The sequence below is a fragment of the Pseudoalteromonas 'SMAR' genome, from assembly GCF_048515945.1.
In the GTDB taxonomy this organism is placed as follows: domain Bacteria; phylum Pseudomonadota; class Gammaproteobacteria; order Enterobacterales; family Alteromonadaceae; genus Pseudoalteromonas.
Genome location: NZ_JBLWMW010000035.1, coordinates 14,520 through 35,287, shown reverse-complemented (window position 1 = coordinate 35,287; position 20,768 = coordinate 14,520). Strand labels below are relative to the sequence as shown.

General features: G+C 45.1%; 20 protein-coding genes and 2 pseudogenes. 10 read left to right on the top strand and 12 right to left on the bottom strand.

Going from position 1 to position 20,768, the window contains the following annotated elements:
• Positions 1-106: 106 nt before the first annotated feature.
• Positions 107-1,213, bottom strand: coding sequence for a tRNA nucleotidyltransferase/poly(A) polymerase-related protein (locus ACNKW2_RS14440; RefSeq protein ID WP_419149177.1), 1,107 nt, complete (start codon positions 1,211-1,213; stop codon positions 107-109).
• Positions 1,214-1,303: 90 nt separating this feature from the next.
• Here ACNKW2_RS14440 and ACNKW2_RS14435 point away from each other — a divergent pair, with 90 nt between their 5' ends.
• On the top strand, positions 1,304-2,224 hold the full coding sequence (locus ACNKW2_RS14435) for an ExeA family protein (protein ID WP_419149176.1): 921 nt from the start codon (positions 1,304-1,306) through the stop codon (positions 2,222-2,224).
• Positions 2,225-3,184: a general secretion pathway protein GspB gene (locus tag ACNKW2_RS14430; protein WP_419149175.1), complete on the top strand. Its 960-nt coding sequence runs from the start codon at positions 2,225-2,227 to the stop codon at positions 3,182-3,184.
• Here the strand turns inward: ACNKW2_RS14430 and ACNKW2_RS14425 are convergent.
• On the bottom strand, positions 3,181-4,392 hold the full coding sequence (locus ACNKW2_RS14425; RefSeq protein WP_419149174.1) for a cyclic di-GMP phosphodiesterase: 1,212 nt from the start codon (positions 4,390-4,392) through the stop codon (positions 3,181-3,183). The genes ACNKW2_RS14430 and ACNKW2_RS14425 overlap by 4 nt on opposite strands.
• Positions 4,393-4,520: 128 nt before the next feature.
• On the opposite strand from ACNKW2_RS14425, the gene ACNKW2_RS14420 reads away from it, so the two are divergent.
• A complete protein-coding gene (locus ACNKW2_RS14420; RefSeq protein WP_419149173.1) occupies positions 4,521-5,834 on the top strand; it encodes a M20 metallopeptidase family protein in 1,314 nt (437 codons plus the stop codon).
• 85 nt (positions 5,835-5,919) lie between these two features.
• On the opposite strand, the gene ACNKW2_RS14415 is transcribed toward ACNKW2_RS14420, so the two are convergent.
• Complete coding sequence (locus ACNKW2_RS14415) at positions 5,920-7,260, bottom strand: peptidoglycan DD-metalloendopeptidase family protein (RefSeq protein WP_419149172.1); 1,341 nt, start codon at positions 7,258-7,260, stop codon at positions 5,920-5,922.
• Between the two features lie 151 nt (positions 7,261-7,411).
• Between ACNKW2_RS14415 and tyrS the strand changes: the two genes are divergently transcribed.
• On the top strand, positions 7,412-8,611 hold the full coding sequence (tyrS, locus tag ACNKW2_RS14410) for a tyrosine--tRNA ligase (protein ID WP_419149171.1): 1,200 nt from the start codon (positions 7,412-7,414) through the stop codon (positions 8,609-8,611).
• Between the two features lie 48 nt (positions 8,612-8,659).
• On the opposite strand, the gene ACNKW2_RS14405 is transcribed toward tyrS, so the two are convergent.
• The 7 genes from ACNKW2_RS14405 to ACNKW2_RS14375 form a co-directional block, all read right to left on the bottom strand.
• The gene (locus ACNKW2_RS14405; protein WP_419149170.1) at positions 8,660-9,616 is read right to left on the bottom strand and encodes a cobalamin biosynthesis protein; all 957 of its coding nucleotides are present in this window, start codon (positions 9,614-9,616) and stop codon (positions 8,660-8,662) included.
• Positions 9,616-10,323, bottom strand: a complete 708-nt coding sequence (gene mtnN / locus ACNKW2_RS14400; protein ID WP_419149168.1) for a 5'-methylthioadenosine/S-adenosylhomocysteine nucleosidase — start codon at positions 10,321-10,323, stop codon at positions 9,616-9,618. Before mtnN ends, ACNKW2_RS14405 begins: the two co-directional genes overlap by 1 nt.
• A gap of 95 nt (positions 10,324-10,418) precedes the next feature.
• Positions 10,419-11,009 carry a DUF2726 domain-containing protein gene (locus ACNKW2_RS14395; protein WP_419149167.1) on the bottom strand — a complete coding sequence of 197 codons (591 nt, stop codon included), beginning with the start codon at positions 11,007-11,009 and terminating at the stop codon, positions 10,419-10,421.
• Positions 11,010-11,126: 117 nt separating this feature from the next.
• Positions 11,127-12,707 carry an L-lactate permease gene (locus ACNKW2_RS14390; protein ID WP_419149166.1) on the bottom strand — a complete coding sequence of 527 codons (1,581 nt, stop codon included), beginning with the start codon at positions 12,705-12,707 and terminating at the stop codon, positions 11,127-11,129.
• A 272-nt stretch (positions 12,708-12,979) separates the two neighbouring features.
• Entirely contained in the window at positions 12,980-13,132 is a 153-nt protein-coding gene (locus tag ACNKW2_RS14385; RefSeq protein ID WP_419149165.1) for a hypothetical protein, read from the bottom strand.
• 72 nt (positions 13,133-13,204) lie between these two features.
• On the bottom strand, positions 13,205-13,513 hold the full coding sequence (locus ACNKW2_RS14380) for an EamA family transporter (RefSeq protein WP_419149164.1): 309 nt from the start codon (positions 13,511-13,513) through the stop codon (positions 13,205-13,207).
• The gene (locus ACNKW2_RS14375; protein WP_419149163.1) at positions 13,468-14,127 is read right to left on the bottom strand and encodes a DMT family transporter; all 660 of its coding nucleotides are present in this window, start codon (positions 14,125-14,127) and stop codon (positions 13,468-13,470) included. Before ACNKW2_RS14375 ends, ACNKW2_RS14380 begins: the two co-directional genes overlap by 46 nt.
• Positions 14,128-14,221: 94 nt before the next feature.
• On the opposite strand from ACNKW2_RS14375, the pseudogene ACNKW2_RS14370 reads away from it, so the two are divergent.
• A pseudogene (locus ACNKW2_RS14370) lies at positions 14,222-14,652 on the top strand (ISAs1 family transposase); the annotation flags it as partial.
• On the opposite strand, the gene ACNKW2_RS14365 reads toward ACNKW2_RS14370, so the two are convergent.
• The gene (locus ACNKW2_RS14365) at positions 14,586-14,792 is read right to left on the bottom strand and encodes a hypothetical protein (protein WP_419149182.1); all 207 of its coding nucleotides are present in this window, start codon (positions 14,790-14,792) and stop codon (positions 14,586-14,588) included. The pseudogene ACNKW2_RS14370 and the gene ACNKW2_RS14365 overlap by 67 nt on opposite strands.
• A gap of 149 nt (positions 14,793-14,941) precedes the next feature.
• Between ACNKW2_RS14365 and ACNKW2_RS14360 the strand changes: the two genes are divergently transcribed.
• Both ACNKW2_RS14360 and ACNKW2_RS14355 read left to right on the top strand, forming a co-directional pair.
• The gene (locus ACNKW2_RS14360) at positions 14,942-15,373 is read left to right on the top strand and encodes a TraR/DksA C4-type zinc finger protein (RefSeq protein WP_419149162.1); all 432 of its coding nucleotides are present in this window, start codon (positions 14,942-14,944) and stop codon (positions 15,371-15,373) included.
• Positions 15,374-15,442: 69 nt separating this feature from the next.
• On the top strand, positions 15,443-16,153 hold the full coding sequence (locus ACNKW2_RS14355) for a DUF1826 domain-containing protein (protein WP_419149161.1): 711 nt from the start codon (positions 15,443-15,445) through the stop codon (positions 16,151-16,153).
• Between the two features lie 211 nt (positions 16,154-16,364).
• On the opposite strand, the pseudogene ACNKW2_RS14350 reads toward ACNKW2_RS14355, so the two are convergent.
• A pseudogene (locus ACNKW2_RS14350) lies at positions 16,365-16,613 on the bottom strand (endonuclease III); the annotation flags it as partial.
• Positions 16,614-16,685: 72 nt separating this feature from the next.
• Here ACNKW2_RS14350 and ACNKW2_RS14345 point away from each other — a divergent pair.
• From ACNKW2_RS14345 to ACNKW2_RS14335, 3 genes are all read left to right on the top strand, one after another.
• Positions 16,686-18,350 (top strand): recombinase family protein, encoded by a 1,665-nt coding sequence (locus tag ACNKW2_RS14345; protein ID WP_419149160.1) that lies wholly within the window; start codon positions 16,686-16,688, stop codon positions 18,348-18,350.
• A gap of 286 nt (positions 18,351-18,636) precedes the next feature.
• Positions 18,637-19,491 carry a hypothetical protein gene (locus ACNKW2_RS14340; RefSeq protein WP_419149159.1) on the top strand — a complete coding sequence of 285 codons (855 nt, stop codon included), beginning with the start codon at positions 18,637-18,639 and terminating at the stop codon, positions 19,489-19,491.
• A 923-nt stretch (positions 19,492-20,414) separates the two neighbouring features.
• Positions 20,415-20,630, top strand: a complete 216-nt coding sequence (locus ACNKW2_RS14335; RefSeq protein WP_419149158.1) for a hypothetical protein — start codon at positions 20,415-20,417, stop codon at positions 20,628-20,630.
• The last annotated feature ends 138 nt before the right edge of the window (positions 20,631-20,768 follow it).

The window sequence follows — 20,768 nt, the reverse complement described above, 5'->3', positions numbered from 1 at the left end:
GTGGGGAAATTGACCATCTAAACTCATAATCATATGTATAAGCACACTATTATACAAGCTTATGCGGTGAACACAGCTGTGTATCGGTAAGCGACAGAAGACTTAATTACTGCCGACTTATAATGGCCTCAAGGCGCTGTTGTTGTAACTGCTGTTGAATGGCCTTACCTTGAAAGCCTTGCTTGATAATGGCTTGAACGTCAACTGCCTTAGTGGCGCTAAAGTAATGCTGTAAAGTGGCGCTACGTTGCTGGCACAGGCCATTTATATGCTCACAAATAAAGCAAAAGCGCGTGAGCTTTTGTGGTCTTCGCCAAGCATCGAGATTTTGCATCAGCGCCAGCCAATCAGTAGCGTCCAGGTGCGGTTGACTGAGCAGCCCGACATTTGCCAGCAGATCGTCTGCACTGTCGAGAAATAAATTAGGAACTTTGAGCTGCTTTGCTTGGGTAAGCTGTGCCGTGGAGCTGCCAGCAAAGTGCATCGCTAAGGAAAACTGTGCCACCATTGCAAATTGTGCGTCATTATCCAATTGCGCAGTGGCGTTTTGATAGTCGCGTTCGCTATTGCTGTTCCACGCGCTTAAGTAAGGTGCCACATCAGCCGTTGCTTTAAGTGCTGTTAAGGTAGTTAAAAAGTGGCCAAGAGCGCCATCTGCCATGGTTTTTTCTATTTCAAGCCAGACTCGTTCTGGGGTGAGGGTGGTCAGTTCACCTTCCGCCACCATAGTCTGCATCAGTTGCCAGGTTTCAGGGGCGATCGTAAAACCATAACTGTGATAGCGAGCGGCAAAGCGTGCGACGCGAAGTACTCTTAATGGATCCTCACTAAAAGCATCGCTGACGTGGCGCAGAATACGATCTTCAATATCGGCAATGCCGCCATAGGGATCAATCAGGGTGCCGTCTTCATCTTTAGCAATGGCATTGACGGTTAAGTCGCGCCGTATTAAGTCATCTTCCAAAGTGATGTCGGGGCCAAAGTCACAAATAAAGCCGCCATAGCCTTGGCCACTTTTTCTTTCCGTACGCGCTAAGGCGTGTTCCTCTTTGCTTTTAGGGTGTAAAAACACCGGAAAGTCTTTGCCCACCTGTTGGTAGCCAAGCCGCTCCATTTCCTCAATACAGCTGCCAACCACAACATAATCTTGCTCTTTTACTGTGCGTCCAAGTAACTCGTCTCTGACGGCTCCACCAACTAGGTAGGTTTTCATCGCTATACACCACTTTTATAACATTCAAGGTTTTATCTTGAATGGGATTTTGCCATTATAGAGCGCATATTAACAATAAAGAGACAAGTCGTGTATTTACGCTATTTTGGCTTAACCGAAAAACCGTTTTCCATCGCGCCAAATCCAGAGTTTTTATTTCTAAGTGAGCGTCATAAGGAAGCACTTGCACACCTGACCTATGGTTTAGGAGACGCCGGGGGATTTGTTTTACTCACCGGGGAAGTGGGTACGGGCAAGACCACCATAACGCGCAGCATGTTGGCAGAGCTGCCAAGCTCGACACAAGTGGCGTTTATACTCAACCCCGCACTGTCAGAGTTAGAGTTGCTGGCGACCATATGTGACGAGTTAGAAATCGATTATGACGGCGATAACGCCACCTTAAAGTCATTGACCGATGTCATTAAGCGCCGCTTGTTAGATAATCATCAGGCCGGTGGTCATACGATGCTTATCATCGACGAAGCACAGCATTTGGCCCCTGAAGTGCTGGAGCAGCTGAGACTGTTAACCAACCTTGAAACGGACCATAAAAAGCTACTGCAAATTGTCTTGGTCGGTCAGCCTGAATTGCAGCACCTACTGCAGCGCAATGAGCTACGCCAACTGGCTCAGCGGATCACCGCACGCTACCACCTGCTGCCACTAACAGAGCCGCAAGTGTTTGCCTATATTAAACACCGGCTGGAAAAGGCGGGGTGTCAACAAGCTTTGTTTCATCATGATGCCGTCGCGTATATTCATCATATTACCGGTGGTATTCCGAGATTGATAAACTTACTGGCCGACCGCTGTTTGCTAGGGGCTTACTCGGCATCACAGACCCAAGTAAGCAAAGCAATGGCAATGCAAGCCGCGCAAGAAGCTCTTCCCACCAGTATTGTGACACCGTCAACCACCACTAAACGCCCTATGCCTTGGGCTTTTCTGGCGTGGTTATTGGCTTTATTTGTCGCCGGCTTTGGTGTGGCAAGATTGGGGGGGATATAAATGTCTTATTTAACCAGCGCACTAAAACAGTCACAACAAAGCATGACCGCAGAGCAGGACTACCTGACGCAAAGGCAACATGCACAGCTGAATCGATATAAGAAAATAGCCACTATCACCGCCACAGTGGTGCTATCAGCGGCTACGTTCGCATCCGGCTATTACATTGGTAAGTTAACCCAGCCCACAGCGGCTGAAATAACAAAGCAGCAGCCTACTGCAAAAGTGGCGCCACAGTCACAACCTGAAAAGCAACCGCAGCCTAGCGAACCACAATTGGCAGCAGAGCCACAAGCAACGCAACCTGCGGCGACAGCGATTGCACCAGACCCAGCTGCTAGCGCTGCACCTCAGCCTAGCCAACAAAGCTCGGCATCGCAGCAGCATTTTCAGTGGGTGTCAGTGCAAGTTGGCGTTGATAATCAGGGCCAGCCTTTATATCAACAACAGCTGGTTCCTGTGGACGCACTGACGCAAGCCCCTGTAGTGAGCAACACGCCACAAGCTAAGTCAGCGCCAGCGGCAACTGAGGTCAGTGTGGGTGAACAAGGTGATGGTGACTATAGCGGTTATCGTGTGCTTGGTGCGCCATTGCAGCAACCAACCCAAGAGCTCGAGGGAGTGTCTGATGAGCTTAAAGAAGCGTTTGCCAATGCAGTGAAAGAAACGGAGCAAAAGCAAAGTGTTGATGTGATTTCTGCGAGCAAAACATCAGCCGCGGCTACGCCTGTGGAGCTGTTGCCGAGCAGCCTGCAAGCCAGCATTCCTAGCTTACGCTATCAAGCGCACATTTACGCTACTGAAGCCAATAAACGTTGGATAAAGATTAACAACCGGCCACTTTATGAAGGCGACAGCCTCGGCGCACTAACCGTGGTTGAGATCACTCCAGAGCAAACACGGTTTGATTTCGATGGCATTGAGTTTAGCCTACAAGCGATGCAAGACTGGCTGCCTTAAGGGAGCATGGACTGCTTAAAAAAGCGAATAAGATCGAGCTTGAACTCTTCCGGTTTAATGGCGGCTTCGAGCTCATCATTGGCTTTTTTTGACCCAAGGTCTATATCTTGCACTTCGGTGTAATGCATGTGCCGAGCGTGGTAAAACACTTTGATAACTGGCTGTAATGGTGCGCTTGGGTTACTTTTGGTGACCACACCAACCTTGCCGCTGCGCAGCTTCACCAGAGTACCTACCGGGTACACCCCAATACAGGCAATAAATTTACTCAGCAGTTGCTCATCAAAGTGGTGAGGACAGGCTTCACGCATTAGTTTGAATGCTTTGATAGGGGTTAACCCAACTTTGTATACGCGTTCAGCGGTCAGGGCGTCATAGACATCTACGATTGCAGCCATCCTCACATGTTGCGGCAGCTCATCTGCATTTTTACCATAAGGATAGCCTGAACCATCGAGGCGCTCATGGTGGTAGCCCGCAATTTCACATGCCGCCATACCAAGCCCAGCATTAACTAAAATATCGAAGCTGTATTTAGCGTGAGACTTCATTATTTTGTACTCTTGCGCCGTCAACGCTGAGGGTTTATGTAAAATGTTATCGGGAATTTCAATTTTGCCAATGTCGTGTAGTAGCGCGCCAGTGGTGAGCTCTTCGGTAAATTCACGAGAATAACCGAGGTGTTTACAGAAGATAGCCATCAACACCGCAACATTAATAGAGTGCTCAAGAAGATAAGCGTCTTTTTCACGGATCCTGGCAATACAAGATAGGGCGTCTTGGTTGCGAAAGACCGAATCAATGAAGCCACTGGCCACTTCTTTAAAAGGCGCGACGTCAATATTGCGTCCAGCTTTTATATCCTCAAATGCTTGTGATTGAATATTTTTCGCTTCTTGATGAAGTTTAACCGCTTGTTGCATCTCGACTTCGACGCTGCAGCTGGTTTGCCAAGGGTTATGAGTTGGCTTACTCGGCTTCTCGATGCTGTCGTCATGGGGGGCACTTTCATGGGGATCATGCTCCGAAAGGCGCTTACTCGGGTCGACACTGACCTCAAGCACACCGCGACGCTTAAGCGCAGCAATGCTGTCTTTGGTTCTTACCCAACCTTTGCTTTTGATGGCCACTTTACCTGTTTGCTTAACGACCCCAATGACAAACATGCCTGGCTCTAACTCATTGATTTTTAGGTTTACCGCTGACATAACGACTCCTTTAACTGTGTCTTTAAGGCTAGCAAAAGTTAGCTAAATAGAAAGTTAAAATAGCGCAATATGATTGCTTTTTCACCGGCAAAGCCGCATGCTGATAAAAACAATAAGGAGTGTATCTTATGCGCATATCAGCCATCGCCTTAGCTCTTGCAGCGACCATGTCTTTGCCCAGCCAAGCCAATTTAGAACAACAAGTGGCCGAGGCCATGCCTAAATTAGAGTCTCTGTATCGTCACCTGCATCAAAACCCAGAGCTGTCTTATCAAGAAAAAGAAACCGCAAAAAAACTGGCTCAAGAAATGCGCCAGCTCGGTTATCAAGTAACGGAAAACGTCGGTGGCTACGGCGTAGTGGGGCTGCTTAAAAATGGTCCTGGGCCTACGGTGATGATCCGTGCTGATACCGACGCCCTGCCCATAGTAGAAGAAACCGGTAAGCCCTATGCATCTAAAGTCAAAGTAAAAGACGACAGTGGCAACACCGTTGGGGTGATGCATGGTTGTGGCCATGATATTCATATGACCAGCCTCATTGGTACTGCCGAGCAGCTAATGCAGCAAAAAGACGACTGGCAAGGCACGTTAATGTTAGTAGCGCAACCGGCTGAGGAAGTGGGTGGTGGAGCCAAAGCCATGTTAAAAGAAGGCTTGTACAGTGAGTTTGCCCAGCCAGATCATGTGCTGGGTCTGCATGTCAGTGCGTCAGTACCTGCTGGTAAAGTCGCCATTGCTCCGGGTTATGCTTTGGCCAATGTTGACTCGGTGGATATTATTGTTAAAGGCAAAGGCGGCCATGGCGCTTATCCCCATACCACGGTGGACCCAGTGGTATTGGCATCACGCATCGTTTTAGCCTTGCAAACCATCACCGCCAGGGAAGTCTCACCATTGGAGCCATCGGTGATCACGGTGGGCTCCATTCATGGTGGCTCAAAACACAACATCATTTCCAATGAAGTGAAATTACAACTGACCCTACGCTCTTATAATCCCGACGTTCGTGATCAGCAAATTGCTGCCATTAAGCGCTTAACAGCGGGGATTGCCACAAGCGCAGGCTTAGAAGCTAGCTTAATGCCTGAAGTCATTGTCCATGAAAGTGAAAGTATTCCATCGACGTACAATGACCCAGAGCTTGCTAACTTTGTCACCACTGCGATAACACAAGAAGTGGGCAGTGAAAACGTAATGGCATCAGAACCAGTGATGGCTGGCGAAGACTTTGGTTTATACGGTCGCACCGCAGAAGACGTTCCTATCACTATTTTTTGGCTAGGGGGAGTGAATCCCGCAACCTATGAGGCGGCTAAACAGTCCGGTGAGCCGCTGCCGTCGCTGCATTCGAGTAAATTTGCACCGGATTACCCGGTGGCCATTGCAACAGGCGTAAGGGCCATGACCCAAAGTGCTGTGGCACTATTTAATAAACAATAGCTGTGGCACTGTTAATAAACAATAACAGCAAAACACAAATATAAAAAAAGGAAGCCTCGGCTTCCTTTTTTCATCATCTACTTACCTAGTCTTTAACGTTTGCTACTAACATCAGCTCTCTGTTGCGTTGTAGCTTGGCAAGCATGGTATCTGCAATCGGCTTAAACTTGGCCAGCTCGCTTTTAGGTAGAGGAACTGACTTAGGTAATTCCACCGTTTTTGGATTACGGTGTACGCCGTTAACTAAAAACTCATAATGTAAGTGAGCGCCAGTTACTCGACCTGTAGCACCAACAGTACCAATCTTTTGTCCTTGTTTTACTTTTTGCCCCGTTTTGACGTGACGCTTATGTAGGTGCAGGTACTTAGTGACGTATTTACTGCCATGCTGAATAAAGACGTAATTACCGTTCAACCTGTTGTAGCCTGACTTAATGACCTTGCCTTTACCAGAGGATACCACCGGCGTGCCAACACGGGCTGCGTAGTCTATACCTCGGTGTGCCGATACGCGGCCAGTCACCGGGTGAAGGCGGCGAGGGTTGAAGCTGGAACTAATGTATTTAAAGTTAACCGGTGCTCGTAAGAAGGCTTTTTTCATGCTGCGACCTTCTGGGGTATAAAATTCACCGTCAGTATGACGAATGGCGCTGTAGCGTTCGCCTTGGTTGACAAACTCGGCGGCAACTATTTTGCCGGTACCAATTTCTTCACCATCAACGTAATGACTTTCATAGATTAACGCGAAGGTATCGCCTTTTCTGATCTCATTGGCAAAGTCGACATCCCAACCAAAGATATCAGCAAAGTTCATGATCTGGCGTTCGCTTAGACCTGCAGAAATACCAGCACTCCAGAAACTGGAGTTGATTTTACCGCCGGCTGATTTTTCCCGGGTTTCGATTTCTTTGCTTTCGATTTTAGTATGGTATTGGCCATCTGGATTAAGCGTAACAAACAAGGTGTCTGTTTTTGAAAGCACGTATTTTAACTGGGCTAATTCACCTTCGGCATTGCTGGCGAAGCTGAGTACTTCTCCTGGATGAATTTTTGTTAGCTTACGCGTTTCTGCGTTGGTATTGACCAGATTGTGTAACGTTTTGGCAGAATAACCTGCACGTTTAAAGATCAAAGCTAGGTTATCACCGGATTTGACTTTATGGTCTTTAAACTGAAATTCAGGCTGTTTCGGTGCAGCAGCCACAGGAACCTCTGGCGCGGCATCTAACTCAGTAAGCTGCTCTGTTTTTTCTGATATTTTTACTGGCAGCTCGTAACGCTTCCCAACTTCAAGGGCTTTACCGTCATTATCTTTCGATGCGGTTGCTTTTTCAGATGGGATCAGGGCAATTCCGACCATTGCAGAGAGTAAGCCGACGATAAGCATTTTATGCTTTTTGGGGAGCTTATGAACAACGTGAACCATAATGCGCCTTTTCTGCTGTCAAGAATTATTCGATATATTATTGCAGGATATACGTAATAAAGCCGTAATACCAGCGTTTTGTGCATTTAAACTCGGATAAATATAGGCTAGAATCGAGCGACTACAAGTTATAGCTGTTGGAGTGAGAATAGTGGATTTAGAAACTGCATTTGCAGAGATTAGCCGTGGTGCAGAAGAGATTTTGTTACAAGAGGAACTGAAAGAAAAGCTAAAGTCAGGTAAAAAACTGCGGATTAAGGCTGGTTTCGATCCAACCGCTCCAGATCTACATTTGGGCCACACGGTGCTTATCAATAAAATGAAGACCTTTCAGGACTTAGGTCATGAGGTGATTTTCTTGATTGGTGATTTTACCGGGATGATAGGTGACCCAACGGGAAAAAATGTCACCCGTAAGCCACTTACCCGTGAAGACGTTCTAGCCAACGCTGAGACTTACAAAGAGCAAGTGTTTAAAATTCTTGATCCGGCTAAAACCACCATTGCCTTTAACTCTGAATGGATGGAAAAAATCGGTGCTGCGGGGATGATTAAGCTTGCCGCGCGTCAGACGGTAGCACGTATGCTGGAGCGAGATGATTTTAAAAAGCGCTACGCTAATGGCCAATCCATCGCCATCCATGAATTCTTATACCCGCTGGTACAAGGCTGGGATTCAGTGACGTTAGAGGCCGATGTTGAGCTCGGCGGTACCGATCAGCGCTTTAACTTACTGATGGGCCGTGAGCTGCAAAAAGAAGAAGGCCAAAAGCCACAAACGGTACTTATGATGCCGTTGCTAGAGGGCACTGATGGCGTTCAGAAGATGTCGAAGTCTTTGGGCAATTACATTGGCATTACCGACAAACCGAATGACATGTTCGGTAAAGTGATGTCGATTTCTGATGACTTAATGTGGCGCTATTATGAGTTGCTTAGCGCTAAGTCGTTAGAAGAAATTGCGCAACTTAAAGAAGAAGTCGCCGGTGGTCGCAATCCACGGGATATTAAAATTGAGTTCGCAAAAGAAATGATTGCCCGCTTCCACAGTGACGCAGAGGCTGAAGCGGCGCACCAAGACTTTATTAAACGGTTCCAAAAAAATGCCCTGCCAGATGACATTCCAGAAGTCACGGTAAGCATTGATGGTGACAGCATCTTCATCGCTGGTTTATTGAAAGAAGCAGGCCTGGTTGCCAGTACTTCTGAAGCCATGCGCATGATTAAGCAAGGCGCGGTAAAATTAAACGGCGAAGAAAAAGTCACAGATAGCAAACTTGAGGTGGCTAAAGGAAGCTGTGAAGTGTATCAGGTAGGCAAACGCAAATTTGCCAAGGTGACAGTTAACTAATCGTGTCACCGACTCATAAAAGGCCAGTTTAACTGGCCTTTTTGCTATCTAGAATAGGGCAAAAAGGAAATTGGTTGATACCCACAGTAATGTTGTGGTGGCGATAAACAGCCAGCGCATTTGCTGAATAAGGGTTAACATTTGCACAATATGCTCTGCTTGTGGCTGAAACTTAGCGCCAATTCGCATGGCGTTAAAACGCGTACCGTGATAGAAGCGTGGGCCGGCCAGTTGGGTCGAGAGGTTGGCGGCAAAAAAGCTCAATGTCCAGCCAGAGTTAGTTTGTGCTACATGGCGGCCATAGTGCTTGATATAGTGCCAAGTTTGCTTGGGACTCAACAACAGCATGAACAAACAAACCAGCATTCGCATTGGTATGAACTCCAACAGCCAAATCAAGCGCTGCAGAGGTTTTATAAACCGCGCATCTGGAGTAAGCACTTGACGCCAAGCATGGTCGCATAACAGCAGTAACTTGTATGTCAGCACCAAGAATGGGCCTTGTAGCAGATATATTAATGCCATAACAAAAAATTGGCGCATGGTATTTAAGGCGGTGCTGTCGAGGGTCGCTTTTGCTATTCCCATGTTGCTTAACTGTTCCACATCTCTGGCAACCATGCCCTTTAATACCGCCCGTGCGGTGACCTTTTGCTCTGATTTTAGCAGTTGGCTGATGCGCTTAGCACGTCCTTCATGGCGGCTATCAAGACACAAGAAAAGCACTAGGCCGCCTAACCAGTCGGGGTAAAATGCCAAGCTAATAATGGCATATGTGAGCACCACAATGGTGGTGATTGGCAGGACAAACCCGAGAGTGCCCGAAAGGGTCTGGTAGCTGGCACTGGCTTTAGGGCGATAGACGCGCTGAGCAATGGCTTTGAATATTAGCGTTAAGATGAGGTTAGGGTGGTAAAGCGTGGAGAGCTTTACCAGCATACTGGCCAATACGGCCAGTAAAAAGATGATTAGGCCCTGGTGGGCCCAAAACAAGTCTTGCAGCACTAAAGCGTAACCTTGTCCAGCTTTGCCAGCAATGCCATTACCATCTTCGAAGAGTTTACCGAAGCCACTTCAAGGTATTCTTCAAAAGAGTGTGGCGACTCTTTGCCGGCAATGTCAGAGAGTGAGCGGATCACCACAAACGGTGTATTCAGTGAATGACAAGCCTGAGCGATTGCGGCACCTTCCATTTCCACTGCCAGCATGGTTGGGAAATCAGCACGAGCTTTGTCGATACGAACGGGATCGCACATAAAAGAATCGCCAGTACAAATTAAGCCAACCATGGTTTGAATGCCTTCAAGGGCATCAACACTTTGTTTTGCGGCTTCAACTAACTTGTCGTGAGAAGTAAACGCTGCTGGCATTTGTGGCACTTGGCCAATTTCATAACCAAATGCAGTAACGTCAACATCGTGATGGCGAACCTCGCTAGAGATCACCACATCACCGACATTGAGTGAGGGTTCAAATCCACCTGCAGAACCGGTATTAATGACACAATCGGGGGCAAAGTTATCAATTAATAATGTGGTTGCAACGGTCGCTGCCACTTTGCCAATGCCTGATTGCACTAGCGTAACATCGTGGCCGGCTAATTTGCCTGAGTAAAAAGTAAAACCGCCTTTGCTGGTGGTTTGAGGGTTTTCCATGGTGTTGCGTAAAATGGTTACTTCCTGTTCCATTGCACCGATAATGCCGACTTTCATTACTAAGTTCCTAATCTGGCGTGTCAAAAATTAGTCTTATTATACGCAAAGCCGCTTTAATTGGTAAAACAAAAAACGGGCTTACGCCCGTTTGGTTATATTTCTGCCAACTGTGTTGATTGGGCTTTTGCTTGAGAAGGGGATAGCACCGCCGGTTTAAAGGTGCGGTTGCGGGTTTTCTTCGGCGGCTCCACTTTTTGTCCCAGCTTAAATAGAATGGCTGCGCGCACTTCAGCGCTTTGATAGCCACTTTTTATCTTCATGCGAATATGAGGAATGCCAGCTGATTCAAGAGCTCCGTTTACAAACCAATCTTTTTGCGCCTTATGGCCGTTCTTATTGGCATTGTTGACTAAGTCGACCGCGGCGACAATTTTTAACGACTCTTTATCCACTAACACAAAATCGAGTTGCTTGTTCTTCGCCTTGGTTACTGCAGCACGGCGAGCTTTTGCTGAAATCCCCGGTTTACATTCCAGTACATCGATAAGTTTAATGCGGCTGACGATTTTATATTTATCGCCCACAGCGCGTTCCAGTAACTGCAAAAACGACGCTTCAACAGTAGTAAAAACCGACTCTTTACGATTAAAGGGATAAGGATTGCCACCGACATCGGTGTACTTAGAAGCCACTACGGCGGCGACCACCACCAAAGCTAATATAGCAAGTAACGCGAACTCCATAACAAACTCCAAATCAAAAAAATGACATCTGCATAGATTAAGCAATAGCTGTGCCATAAATAGAGTTGGATGTAGCTTTGCAGTAGACGTTTATTTAGTTAATACAGCGATCCCGTTTTAACTAAACCACAACCAGGCAACAGTGCTTGCGGCGAGGCAATAGTAAAGCATTGGAACAAGAGTATAGCGAATGATATCACCTTCTTTGCCCTGTAAGCCTACGACACTGGCAGCGGCAACCACATTCACCACTGCTATCATGTTGCCGCCATTAGCTCCAAGCATTTGTAATGCTAACACCAACTGCCGCTCTATGCCTGCTTGGGAAGCTAACGCCTGCTGAAAGCTGGCAAACATTAAGTTTGAAAAGGTTGCAGAGCCGGCAATAAAAGCGCCCAGTGCCCCAACCAAAGGGGCAATAAATAGCCAAACATGGCTAAGATGAGCCGCAACTAACTCTGCCAGTGCTAAAGGCATGGCGGGTAGGTTTGCGTGATTTACCTCAGAGAAGAGAAAAATGCGCACCATAGGAACGGCTGCAGCAAGTGATATAAGAGAAGGGAGTAGCATGGTCGTGGTTTGTTTTAATGCGGCACCAAACTGTTTACTCGTACCTGCTTGTAACCAAATGGCAAGGGCTGCCGTTAAAACAAAGACGCTCCCTGGGATATACAAAGGCATCACGGTGACCGAAATAGTAGAGCCAAAAATATGACTCCAACTCATATTAATACCTTGGAGTAAGGCTTTGAAGGGCAGTTCAGGAAGCCGAGTAAGCACCAATAATAGCGCCACTAAGATATAAGGTGCCCAAGCACGATAAAGAGTCAAACCTTGCTTGGTTGCCGTTTCCAGTGGCTCACTATCTGGTGCAGGTGTTTTGGGTAACAGCATGCCTTTACGAGCCATTGGACAAATAATAGCAAGACCAATCATGGCACCTAGTATAGAAGGAAACTCAGGACCAAATAGCCACGCCACGCAGTAAGCTGGTAGGGTAAAGGCAAATGCGCTGAGGATGGCAAACGGCGCAATAACAAAGCCGTTACGCCAACTTGGTTGAGAGCTAAAAAAGCGGCTATACATTAACACCATTATCAGCGGCAGCATGGCTGCAACAAAAATGTCGATGGCAATCGCTTTGACAGCAATACTGGCTACTTCTGATGCGCTCACACCAATGGCACCTTGACCAATGCCAACAATGGCTGGCGTACCGACTGCGCCAAAAGATACGGCACTGGAGTCGGCGATAAGTGCCAATACCACGGCACTAAGGGGTGAAAATCCCAGAGCGACCAGTAACGGAGCCGCGATAGCAGCAGGCGTACCAAAGCCGGCAGCCCCTTCTAAAAAACTACCAAATAACCAAGCAACTATAATAAGTTGCACCCGCTTATCGGGGCTAATTTCAGCAAAACCTTGTTTGATAACCTCTGTAGCACCGGTGTTTTGCAGTACTTTGAGCAGTAAAATGGCGCCAAATACTATCCATAAAATAGTCAGTGCTATGATCAGCCCTTCCATTGTCGCTGCAGCAATTTGCACCCCAGGCACTTGCCAAACACTATAAGCACTAGCAGCGGTTAACAATAAGCTGATTGGCATCGCCGTTTTCGCGGGCAGGCGCAGCAACACTAAGAATACAAATACACTCAGGATGGGAACCAAAGTGGTGATTAATTGCAGCAAGTTCATGGTAGCGAAGTCCGTTTTATTATGCGTTTAGGTTAGCAGGTCAGCGCCGCCTTGGGTATGTTATCGATTAAGGGTGTTTAGTCTCTTTGCTTACTGTTTATTCTATGTTGCCAGCATTTATTGCTGCTGGAGCTTGCAAAATAAAGCACTTATTCAGATGCTAACCTTAAAAAATAGGGGAATATTGAATTATTTAACTTCTGTTGGGCTTGAGAATACTCGGATTATTGGTTTATTGGTTTATTGGTTTATTGGTTTATTGGTTTATTGGTTTATTGGTTTATTGACCCCTGATCCAGTACAAAGCTAATGAACAGCGGCAGCAAAATCATGGCTACCGCTAAAATGTCAAACTTGTTCAATCCTTCTTCGAGCATCAGTCGCATTTGATTATGCGTTGCCATAGCACATGGCGATATCGACACTTTCCAGCTCTAGAATGTTAAGACCTAGGTGTGGTTCGATACATGCTTAAGTTTAATGCAAGCTATTTTGAGCTAAACGAGCTCATTCCGATTTTCTTTTAACTTTTTCTTTGTGATCCGCCAATTGAGGTTGACACCAGCCGCCCCTATCAAAATTGCACTGGCACCAGCGAATTGCAGTAACGTCAAGCGTGTATCGAATGCCGCCCAGTCAACGATAACCGCAACGATCGGATAGATGAAAGACAACGCTCCCACCAAAGCGGTCGGTATTTTCTGAATGGCACTATATAATAGTAAACACATCAGCCCGGTATGAATAATCCCTATCGTAACTAAAAAAGACCAAGATACAGCTGAAATGGCAGAAATATCTCCCAAAGGAGTAATGGAAGAAGCACAAAAATACCAATAAAAAGTTGAAATGCCACAATAATATGAGGTGGGATATGCTTCAGCTTTTTGGCCGTGATAGCCGCAATTGCATAGAAGGACGCGGCTATTACCGCATAAAATACACCTTGTAAGTAAGTGTCTTTATCAGTGAGCGCCGCCCCTCCTTCTTGTTTTCCCACAATAATAAATATGGTTCCTAAGAAAGCACATATTAGCCACAACACTTTGTCCGTAGAAATATGCTCTTTAAAAAAGATAGCGCCAAGCAAGACAAGTATAAACGGTTCAATATGATAAGTAATCGTAGCAATTGCAATTGATGATAGCGAAAAGGATTTGAATAAAAACAGCCAGTTAAGTGATAAAGCCACACCGCCAACTGTTAGTAATATGAGTGACGGTTTATTGAGTTTAACTTGTTTAAAAATGCCCTTATACAAACAAACTAAAAGCATGAAAGTGGCCCCAAATAAACAACGCCAGAAAACAGCCGTTTCCGGTGATTGTTCTGACATCACAACGAACCAGCCTATGGTCCCTGCAATGGTCATTGAAGCAATCATTTCGAGGTTTCCTCTAAAACCTTCCTTTTTTTGCATTCTAACTCACTCCTTTTTCAGTGTTATTGAACCTGCGGTTAAGACATTTCTATTAGACTATACCAATATAAGAAAATGGAAAGGCTTTCACTTCTCCCTCTGTGGTGTAATTGCTAATGGCTGGTCTGAAATAAAAGACTATGCTGAGGGACACCACGAGTGGTTCAAAAGGCACGGTTTCCTTGAGGAAGGTATCCCTGTTGACGACACGATTGCCCGCTCTCTATCTCGGGTTGATCCTGAACAGTTTCAGCTTTGCTTTGCAAATTGAATGCAAGAGATGCAAACCCTATCAGCCGGAGAGCTGATTGCCATTGATGGCAAAACATTGAGGCTTCTTATTGTCGTGATGACCAAAATGCAATGATCCATATGGTCAATGCGCTTTCCTGTGCTAACACGTTGGTGTTGGGACAAGTCAAAACTGACGCCAAGTCGAATGAAATAACTGAAATACCTTAACTACTAGATATGCTTGATGTCAGTGGTGCATTGGTTTCTATTGATGCAATGGGTTGCCAAACACTATAAGCATTTATGGTGGTGAGCAGCCAGTTAATGGGCATGGCTATTTTGGCGGGCAGGCGCAGTAATACCAGCAACACTAAGAATACAAATACACTCAGGATGGGAACCAAAGTGGTGATTAATTGCAGCAAGTTCATGGTAGCGAAGTCCGTTTTATTATGCGTTTAGGTTAGCAGGTCAGCGCCGCCTTGGGTATGTTATTTACGCAGTATGCATTTACCGTATTTGGCAAAGAGGGTGTTATGGTATAACATTTCTTTTTATTTCAGGCTCGATGGAATCTAGTATGCAAGAAAATGCCAAGACAGTAGACATACCCAGTGAAGAAGATATTCGCAATGCCCCCGATTCTGACTATATGAATGATGCACAACTTGCGTTTTTCAAAGCCTACCTTATTGAATTACACGATATCACCCGAGTACATATCCGAAACGCCAAACAGGAGATGGCAAACCGACCGGAGTTAGCTGACCCCAGTGATTTAGCTTCTTGGGAAGAACAGTGCGCCATTTTGCTGCGGATTGTTGATAGAGAACAAAAACTACTACCAAAAATTCAGCAGGCACTCGAACGAATCAGGTTAGGTGAATACGGGTATTGTGAAGAAACTGGAGAGCCCATTGGTATCCCGCGTTTATTGGCAAGACCGACTACCGAGTATTGCGCTGACGTAAAGCTCTGTCAAGAACTTAAAGAGCATGTGTACAGCGCTTAAGAGGGTGATGGTTTACCAAAAAGGTAACAAAATTCCATTGTCATCATTGCAAGTAAATTGAGAGTTACCATGCAAAAAACATCAAATTTATTACCAGATCCGTTTTCTGGTTGGGAGAGTGAATCAATGTTGGCCAGTTCAGCAACACCAGCAGTTTCATGGGAAGCAGGAACAAGTCCTGTTTCATTAGGCGAAATCGTATCTGCAGAGAAAAGTGTCGCGGTATGGCAACGTCAAGTTGATAAAACCATTGCAACCTATTTTGAAAACACCTTTGAATCACTGGGTTTAGGTATACGTAGTGTGTTCTCAATGGCGTTACTTAAAAGTAACCTCAATGAACTGCTGCCGGAAGCTGACGGTAAAACTGCTGCCATTAATGATATCTATTTATTAGCCGATATGTTGACCTGTTTATTTGACTGCGATGGCGTTGGTTTACGACTTGCACCTCTCTGTGAGGCTATGTGTCCTAAACTTCATGTCGATAAAATTGCGGTTCGTATGGTTAGCACTTATTTAGGCGAGGGCACCGAGTGGCTTCCCAATGACAAAATAGTTCCAGCAGCTCAGGCGGGTACTGGTGAAGTTGTTAAAACCGCAGTGCATCAAGGTTATTACAACAGCAAAGACATCAAACAACTTAATGCCTTTGATGTCGCATTACTGAAAGGCAGCGCGTGGGGAGACAATGAAAGTATGTCTGCTACTCACCGTTCGTGCCAAGTGCCAAGCAATAGCAAACGCGTTTTATTGACCCTTGATCCAGTACAAAGTTGATAAAAAACGGCAGCAACTCATGGCGACCGCAAAAACGTCAAACTGGTTCAATCCTGCTTCGAGGAGCAGTTGCATTTCATTATGCGTTGCCAAACCTCATTGTTATGAGCTAGGTGTGGTTCGCTGCATGCTTGCGTTGAATAGAGGTTATTTTGCGGTATTGCGTTGCTCACACCTTAACAGCGCGTATGAGCAACCAAACTTACTGTGATCACTCTGTTTTCTCTTTAAACTCGCACAGGTCTTCGATAATACAAGACCCACACTTTGGTTTACGCGCGGTACACACATAGCGGCCGTGGAGAATAAGCCAGTGGTGGACATCCACTTTGAACTCTTTTGGTACCACCTTTTCTAGCTTTTGTTCTACCGCCACCACGTCTTTACCCATGGCAAACTTGGTGCGGTTAGAAACGCGGAAAATATGGGTGTCTACCGCAATGGTGGGCCAGCCAAAAGATAATAAAGGTAGATTAGGTTGTTGTGTTTGGTATACACTTCGCGACCTCTTAAATTTACTGCTTTGAAAAACATGGAAAATTACCAACAGCCCAAACCTTTAGTGTATAGCTACATTCGCTTTTCTACCTCAGAACAAGCAAAAGGGCATTCACTCAAACGGCAGATGAAATATGCGAAGGAAGTGGCAGAACGCAAAGGCCTAGAGATTGATAGTTCACTAACGCTTCAAGATTTAGGGGTCAGTAGCTTTAGAGGTCAAAATGCTACCAAAGGCGTGTTTGGTGGCTTTCTGAGAAAAATTAATGAGGGTGAGGTACCAGACGGTTCAATCTTAATAATTGAAAGCTTAGACAGGCTCTCAAGGGCTACTATGACCGAGTGTAATAGCATCATTACGCAAATTATCAATGCTGGAATTACGGTTATTACGGCAATGGATAACAAGGAGTACAACAAGGAGCTAATCGATGGTAATCCATTTGAGCTTTTAGGGATGCTGTTAATTTTTATGCGGGCTAATGAAGAGAGCCAAACTAAGTCCAAAAGGGCTCGTTCGACAATAATCAAAGAGTGTGAGAGCTGGCTTGAAGGAAAGCGAGGCTTTAAAATTTCCTGTGGTAAGCCTCCTAAATGGTTGAAGTGGGATGATGAAGCAAAGGTATTCAAGTTTAAGTCTCGTGAGAAGGCAATCATGCTGAAAAAGCTTGAGCTCTACAAGGCTGGTTATGGCGCTTTGAAAATTGCTGAGCTAGTCAACGAAGAGTTTGGTGAAGACACCATGCATTATTCAGGTGCAAATATTTACAAAGAAATTAAACGACGTAACCTTATTGGCGAGTTGAGTGTAAGTTCTGATGATTATCACTACACATTAGAGAGTTATTACCCTTCATTAATGAGTCTAGCAGAATTTGAACAATTACAAATTGACTCAAAGGGTAGAGGGGGGCTAAAACACAAAGCGAAATTTATAGGAATTCTTTCAGGTGTTGAAGTATTCAAGTGTGGAACATGTGGTTATGCAGTGAACTCGCATGTTAATTGGCGTGGTAGAGAACTTGAGGATGTTCCCAGTAGCCACAAGCGCTATGGTTGCGCCGAAGCTAAAAGAAGTGATTTATGTGGTATGAATAAAACTGTGCCTCTAGAACATGCAGAGAATGCGATAGTTCGATTCTGTCAGGACAATGTCAATCTTAGAAGCATTTTACAGCAAGATGATGTTAGTGCGTCTATTGCAAAACAGGAGTCTACGCTTTTACAAAGGCTAAAGGAGAGTGAGTCTGAAATAAGCAACCTTGTGCAGTTCATAGCCCAAGGAAATTCAGCCCCTAAGTCGATTTTGGCAAAGTTGAATTCACTGGAAAAGGAACAAGAGAGTATTAATGATCAGCTTCAATCGTTAAACAATAAAAAAGTAAAAATTCGAAATACCATGAGGGATGAAGTTTCAGATAGGTGGTTAGGCTTAACGAAAAACTTGAGAACTCTGGGTCCTGAGCAGCGCATGCCAATTCGCCAGTTAGTTAAAGATACCTTTAAAAAAATAACGCTACAGGTAGGTATCAAACAAGAACATACAGGCGGGCTGTCTTCTTTTATTGATGCCTTTGGTGGTAATAATAGTAAGTACTTTGACTTAACATGTGAGTTCCATAATGGGCAAAAGCGACTGCTAAGAATTCACCTAAAGACTGGTGAGCTAGTTCAAGGCATGGACCTGAACAGTGTCTAAGTTGAGCACAGCTCCCAAATCGTTGTACAACACCTTATAGATTAAAATCGTTGTACAACGATGATTTGTAAGGTTTTTTTTGCTTTTTATGTTGACTGTGATGATGTGTTGAATAAGAATGCTGCCCTTAATTATTGCAACAGATTGTCATTATCTATTCACTGATAATCGGGACATTTCCCTTACTGTATTAGTCTACGGCGCAGTTTTACACGAAATACCATTGTTAGTATCAATGATACATCTGTTGCTAGGTATATATTATTATCCTAATAGGTGTCTAGTAGTGGTACGTAAAAGAAAAGTGTTGAATGAAAGTTGGGTCTCTGTAGATGGTGTCCCAGTGCATATAAACGTCATCGAAGGTTCTGGATGCGATGAAAGAATGCTCAGTAGGTTCAAGCGTCAAGTTGACCTAATGTTGCAGCATAACAGAAAAGTTTTGGCTATCCCCCTGACTGTTAACTTTATGAGTCAGGAATCCCCTAATTGTGAGCAGTATGACAGATGTGTTGAACTAATTAATGAAGGTAAGAATACACTTATATCTGAGATGATAAGGGATTTTCGGGTATATCTAAAGTCAGGCTATGGCAGGGAAAGACAGCGCGAGAGAGTTGCTAAGGGGAAAGAGCCTCGGCGCAGGGCAATTAAAATTAATAGGTTAGGCTTCCTGTGGACAAGGGAGTTTTCTAAAACAGGCGACTACCCACATTATCACTTATGGCTGCTAATTGATGGAAGCCAGCTGCAAAGTGCATTTAAGCTAACAGAGAAGCTAAGGTCAATTGCGATCCAGTATAACTTCGGCCTATTTTACCTTAAAGGAACTTCATGGCAACTCGACCGTAGAGATCCTTCGTCATATTGGAGTTTCCTGTACCATTTATCGTATGCAACGAAGGAAGCGAGTAAGGACTACACACGAAAAAGCAAAAATGCCAACGGTTATGACTCCAGTAAGCTTCGCCCTCCTTGTGAAAAACGTCGAGGTTCGCTTTCTTGGAAAGGCTTCCAATTAGGGTGCATCGAACAACACCTAAACGCGGGCAAAGTTTTCACTATTGATAAACACCGAGATAGACTGACTTACAGAAGCTTCAAGCATATAAAAGAAGAGATCGCTCATTTAGCTTTATAGGCTTGAAGTAGTCTTGACCCGTGTTTGTTCAAGTCTGCTAACCAGCCTCTCAAGCTATGCCTAAAGGCTCTGTGTCTTCGTTCTATGCGAGACCAGTAACTCACCATTCCATGTTATAACTCTATTGGTGTGGGTTTTAAGTTGTGGTCAATCATTTAGGGGGGTAGTCGTTATGGTTTTCAATTCCCCCCTTATACATATGTCTGTAGCGCTTGAGAATTGAGACATGATATTTGAAAATCCTTGTGTACCAGAGTTTTTGAGGAAGCCTTGCCAAATAAGGTATAAGTATTAACTTGAGCAATCATGAACAAAGGGGGTCGTAGTTGATAACTCAAGAAACTAAAAGGTTATTTGGTGCTCGGTCATTTGTTCAAGCTGTGTTTCGGTACGAAAAGTTAGGCCTCTGCGGCGCAGGGAGATTGGCCTCACTTTTTACCACTGCCAGTTGGCTAAGACTGCTTTGATTAGCGTAGTCGGCTTTAAAATCATTCATGTGGAGCCTTATAATCACAGAGCTTTAGTCGTATGGCAGTCTTCTATAGGGAAGCGAGCGCATTCAATTTCTTACGAAGCCAGGTGTAGTTAAACAAATCAATGTGATTTTAGCCGCGTCACATCGTTGTACAATGCTGTATGGTAGTTGAGCAACCAATTGTTTCTATAGCGAAAAGTGTTGCAGCATAAGATTTTTGGCTTTAGTATGCGTATGTCTTTAGGTGAGCCCATCAGACATTGCCCGATAATTGGCCCCTTCGCTCGTGCAAACCTAAAGCCAGTCATATATGAAAATCCGAGCAGGTAATTTTACATTCGCTTCGGTCCGATACCTGATGGAGTGTCCCATCAATTTACTTATTGATGAACAACTAACAGACACCGCGTAGATGTGTTTGCTTATATGACTGAGGCATGAGAATTTTATGATCCCCATTGACGCTACTAACCAAGGTTTAATCCTACAGGAAGGCCTGCAACTTGCACTCATAGATGTTGAAGGAAACGTTCTAGAGCAAGGCGATTTAGTCAGCACTGCGATATTTCAAGCGATGACAGCTCAAGTTATTGAGCAGTTCTGTAGTCGGTTTACAGCTTTTACCAAGGATGACTTTAAAAATCATGATACGAAGACTAGTTGATTGATGAGCTAGCTGGCCTAAAAACTAATGGTTTTGGGCCTATTAAATTGAGCTAGCCAACAGGGGGCCCAAAAGGAGGGGGGTTGGATTTTGAGCCAGGCCTGATATTGTATGGGGGGTTTTGAGCTATGGGTTTGA